This is a genomic window from Marilutibacter maris (genome assembly GCF_006546735.2).
GTDB classification, from domain to species: Bacteria; Pseudomonadota; Gammaproteobacteria; order Xanthomonadales; family Xanthomonadaceae; genus Marilutibacter; species Marilutibacter maris.
Window position 1 is genome coordinate 1 of the sequence record NZ_VICD02000011.1, and the last position, 5,008, is coordinate 5,008.

Here is a 5,008-nt window from a genome sequence, read left to right on the forward strand (position 1 = left end):
TCGAAGCGCGCCGGCAGCGCCGGCAGCGGCCGTGCCGACGACAGCTCGCCGAGCAGGGCGTCGGGCGTGCGTCCGGTCAGCACCGCCAGCCGATGCATGGTGACGGCCTCGGCCGCCTCCAGTGCCGGCACCCGTGCCAGGGTGCTCTCCAGCTGGGCGCTGGCGCGGGCGGTATCGAACTCGGTGCCGCGGCCGGCGTCCAGGCGGGCGTCGACCAGGCGCAGGGTCTCGCGCTGGTTGTCGGCGTTCTCACGGGCGACCTGCAAGCGCGCCTGCAGTCCGCGCAGTTCGACATAGCCGCTGACGACCTCGCCGACGATCGCCACCTGCAACGCTTCCAGGTCGGCGGCCGAGGCGGCGGTGTCGGCGCGCTGCGACTCGACCCCGCGACGCACCCGACCGAACAGGTCCAGCTCCCAGCTGGCGCTGATCCCGGCCTGGTAGGACTCGATGTCGCGATCGCCGCGGGCGACGCCGGGCATCTGGTCGGCGCTGCTGCGCGACTCGCCGCCCTGGGCGTTGGCGGTCACGGTCGGGAAGTGGTCGAACTTCGCGCCGCGCAGCAGGGCATTGGCGCGGTCGTAGCGGGCCAGGGCGATGCGCAGGTCGTGGTTGGCGACCAGCGCCTCGTCGACCAGGCCGTTCAACTGCGGATCGCCGAGCGACTCCCAGAACGCGGCATTGGCGTCCGGCGTCGGCTTGATGTCGCCGACGGCGGTCGCGGCCCGCTGGCCGAACTGCGGCGGATGCGGCAGCTCCGGTCGCACGTGGTCGGGACCGACCGCGCAGGCGGCCAGGGCGAGCGTCAACGCGCTCGCGGCCAGCGGGACCGCCGCGCGGCGGAGCGGGTTGCGGATTCGCAGATCAGACATGGGTCGTCTCCAGCGCGGCGTCGCCGCGATCGTCGGCCGGCGTCTGCCCGCGCTCGCGCCGGCTGACCAGCTTGCGCAGGGCGACGTAGAACACCGGGGTCAGGAACAGGCCGAACAGGGTCACACCGAGCATGCCGGCGAACACCGCCACGCCCAGCGCCTGGCGCACCTCGAAGCCGGCGCCGCTGCCCAGCACCAGCGGCACCACCGCCGCGGTGAAGGTGATCGAGGTCATGATGATCGGGCGCAGGCGCAGACGGCAGGCTTCCAGCGCCGCCTCGACGATGCCGCGGCCCTGCATTTCAAGCTCGCGGGCGAACTCGACGATCAGGATCGCGTTCTTGCACGCCAGTCCGATCAGCACCACCAGGCCGACCTGCACGAAGATGTTGTTGTCGCCACCGGCGAACCACACGCCCAGCAACGCCGACAGCATGCACATCGGCACGATCAGGATCACCGCCAGCGGCAGGGTCCAGCTCTCGTACAGCGCCGCCAGCACCAGGAACACCAGCAGCACCGCCAGCGGGAATACCACCAGCGCGGCATTGCCCTGGGTCGCCTGCTGGTAGCTCAGGTCGGTCCACTCGATCTCCATGCCGTTGGGCAGCACCTGCCCGGCCAGTGCGTCCAGGGTGTCCATGGCCTGCGCCGAGGACAGCACCCGCGGGTCGGACTCGCCGGCCAGGTCGGCGGCGGGATAGCCGTTGTAGCGCAGCACCGGATCGGGGCCGAAGGTCTCGCGGATGTCGACCACCGAACCGATCGGCACCATCTCGCCGCGGTCGTTGCGGGTGCGCAGGTTGGCGATGTCGTCGACGCCGTCGCGGAACGGAGCGTCGGCCTGGGCGATCACCTGCCAGGTGCGGCCGAACTGGTTGAAGTCGTTGACGTAGGCCGAGCCCAGGTAGGTCTGCAGGGTCTCGAACACGCCGGTCAGCGGCACGCCCTGGGCCTTGGCCTTGACCCGGTCGACCGAGGCGTCCAGCTGCGGCACGTTGGCCTGGTAGCTGGTGATCGGGAAGCCCATGCCGGGGCTTTGCGAGATCGCGCCCTGGAAGCCGTTGACCGCGTTCTGCAAGGCGCCATAGCCCAGACCGGCACGGTCTTCGATGAACATCTGGTAGCCCGAACCGTTGCCCAGGCCGAGGATCGGCGGCGGCATGAACGAGAACGCGAAGCCTTCCTGCAACGCCCCGATCTTCTGGTTGATCTCGGCATTGATCTCCTCGGCGCTGCGGCTGCGCTCGCTGAACGGCTTCAGCGGCAGGAACACCACGCCGGTGTTGGGCGTGTTGGTGAACTGCAGTGCGTTCAGGCCCGGGAACGCGATGGTGTGGGCGACGCCCTCGGTCTCCATCGCGATCTCGCCGACCTTCTTCAGCATCGCGTCGGTGCGGTCGAGCGAAGCGCCCTCGGGCAGCTTCACGCCGGCCATCAGGTACAGCTTGTCCTGCACCGGAATGAAGCCCGGCGGCACCACCTTGAGCATCATCCCGGTCGCCAGCAGCAGGCCCAGGTAGACCACGAACACCGCGCCGCGCTTGCCCAGCGAACGCGACACCGCGCTCTGGTACTTCTCCGAGCTGGAGCCGAAGAAGCGGTTGAACGGACGGAACACCCAGCCGAACAGACGGTCGATCAGACGGGTGAGCCGATCCTTGGGCGCGTCGTGCGGCTTGAGCAGCATCGCCGCCAGCGCCGGCGACAGGGTCAGCGAATTGATCGTCGAGATCACCGTGGAGATCGCGATGGTCACCGCGAACTGGCGGTAGAACTGGCCGGTGACGCCGGACAGGAACGCCATCGGGATGAACACCGCGCACAGCACCAGGCCGATCGCGACGATCGGGCCGGACACCTCGCGCATCGCCTGGTGCGCGGCCGCCAGCGGGGTCAGTCCTTCCTCGATGTTGCGCTCGACGTTCTCCACCACCACGATCGCGTCGTCGACGACGATGCCGATCGCCAGCACCAGGCCGAACAGGGTCAGGGTGTTGATCGAGAAGCCCAGCAGGTACAGCGCGGCGAAGGTGCCGACCACCGACACCGGCACCGCGATCAGCGGAATGATCGACGCGCGCCAGGTCTGCAGGAACAGGGTCACCACCAGCACCACCAGCAGGACCGCTTCCAGCAGGGTCTTGACCACCGACTTGATCGAATCGCGGACGAAGATCGTGGTGTCGTACACCGCTTCGTAGCCCACGCCCTCGGGGAAGCGCTGCGACAGCTCTTCCATCGTCGCGATCACGGTCTCCTGGATCTGCAGCGCGTTCGCGCCCGGCGCCTGGAAGATGCCGATGCCGACCGCCTCCTTGCCGTCCAGCTGCGAGCGCAGGGTGTAGTCGCCGGCGCCCAGCTCCAGTCGGGCGACGTCGCGCAGACGCACCACCTCGCCGTCGCTGCCGCTCTTGAGCACGATGTCGCCGAACTCCTGTTCGGTGGTCAGGCGGCCCTGGGCGTTGATCAGGGTCAGGAAATCGCTGCTGGGCATCGGCTCGGCGCCGATCTGGCCGGCGGAGACCTGCACGTTCTGTTCGCGCATCGCCGCCAGCACGTCGCCGGCGGTCAGGCCGCGCGCGGCGATCCGGTCCGGGTCCAGCCATGCGCGCATCGCGTAGTCGCCGCCGCCGAACACCTGGGCGTCGCCGACGCCGGAGATCCGCGCCAGTGCGTCCTTGACGTGCAGCCGCGCGTAGTTGCGCAGGTACAGGGTGTCGTAGCGGCCGTCCTCGGAGGTCAGGTGCACGACCATCAGGAAGGTCGGCGACTGCTTCTGGGTGGTCACGCCCTGCCGGCGCACGTCCTCGGGCAGTCGCGCCAGCGCCTGGCTGACCCGGTTCTGCACGCGCACGGTCGCGTCGTCGGCGTCGGTGCCGGGACGGAAGGTGGCGGTGATCTGCAGCACGCCGTCGGAGCCGGCGACGGACTTGATGTACATCATGTCCTCGACGCCGTTGATGGCTTCCTCCAGCGGCGTCGCCACGGTCTCGGCGATCACCTTGGGATTGGCGCCCGGGTACACGGTGCGCACGACCACCGACGGCGGCACCACTTCGGGGTACTCGCTGATCGGCAGGTTGGGTATCGAGATCAGGCCGACGGCGAAGATCACGATCGACAGCACCGCCGCGAAGATCGGCCTGTCGATGAAGAATTTGGAAAAGTCCATGAGGGTTCCTCGCGGTGCTGGGCCGCAACGGTTCGGGTCCGCGTCGACGACGCGGAACTTCGTGGATTCGTTTGTCCCCTGCCCTGTGGATCCCCTGGGCGGGGGGTGTGGTGGACGCGGGTCTGCCGGCCCTTCCGCACACCGGGGGAGGGAATGCGCGAAAGGGCCGGCGCCGCTATACCGCTGGGGGAATCAGGCGCCGGACGAGTACGGCGTTACTGCATGCCCCCGGCGGGCCCAGCCTGTTCGGTCGTGCCCTGCGCGCTGGCCACCTGCGCACCGTCCGCGGACGACTTTCCGGCGGCCGTCTCTGGCGTTGCGGTCTGGTCTTGCGGCTCCTGGCCCATTTCAACCGTGGTCGGCGCGACCGGCATGCCCGGGAAGAAGATCTTCTGCACCCCGTGCACGACCACCTTGTCGCCGGCCTCCAGTCCGCTGGTGACCTCGCGCAGGTCGCCGACATCGCGGCCCAGCTGCACGTCCTTGCGCACGGCGGTGTTGCCCTCGCCCAGCACGTAGACGTACTTGCGGTCCTGGTCGGTCAGCACCGCCTTCTCGTCGATCAGCATCGCGCTGTGGCTGTCGCGCCCCTGCAGCTGCACCCGCGCGAACAGGCCGGGGGTCAGCAGACGGTCGGGGTTGGGCAGCACCGCGCGGGCGCGGATGGTGCCGGTGCCGGTGTCGATGCGGTTGTCGACGAAATCGACCCGGCCTTCGTGCGGGTGGCCGTCCTCGCCGGCCAGGCCGACGCGCACGGCGTTGTCCTCGACCGCGCGCTTGCCGCCGGCCTGGGCGCTGTAGCGCTGCCAGGTCTGCTCGTCGGCCTCGAAGTAGACGTGGACCGGATCCAGCGAAACCAGGGTGGTCAGCACGGTGGCGTCGGCCTGGGCGAGGTTGCCGGCGGTGACCAGGGCGCGGCCGGCGCGGCCGGCGATCGGTGCGCGGACCTCGGTGAACTGCA

General features: G+C 69.6%; 2 protein-coding genes and 1 pseudogene. All 3 read right to left on the reverse strand.

What is annotated here, in order from left to right; translation table 11 throughout:
• A partial coding sequence (locus FKV24_RS01470; RefSeq protein ID WP_170288165.1) for a TolC family protein occupies nucleotides 1-872 on the reverse strand: 872 nt, incomplete at its 3' end.
• The gene (locus tag FKV24_RS01475) at nucleotides 865-4,047 is read right to left on the reverse strand and encodes an efflux RND transporter permease subunit (RefSeq protein WP_141480943.1); all 3,183 of its coding nucleotides are present in this window, start codon (nucleotides 4,045-4,047) and stop codon (nucleotides 865-867) included. The genes FKV24_RS01470 and FKV24_RS01475, both read right to left, overlap by 8 nt.
• Nucleotides 4,048-4,361: 314 nt before the next feature.
• A pseudogene (locus FKV24_RS01480) lies at nucleotides 4,362-5,008 on the reverse strand (efflux RND transporter periplasmic adaptor subunit); the annotation flags it as partial.

What these genes read in the sequence shown, in the direction of transcription:
- FKV24_RS01475 (WP_141480943.1), bottom strand. Translation starts at nt 4,047, where the DNA reads ATGGACTTTTCCAAATTCTTCATCGACAGGCCGATCTTCGCGGCGGTG.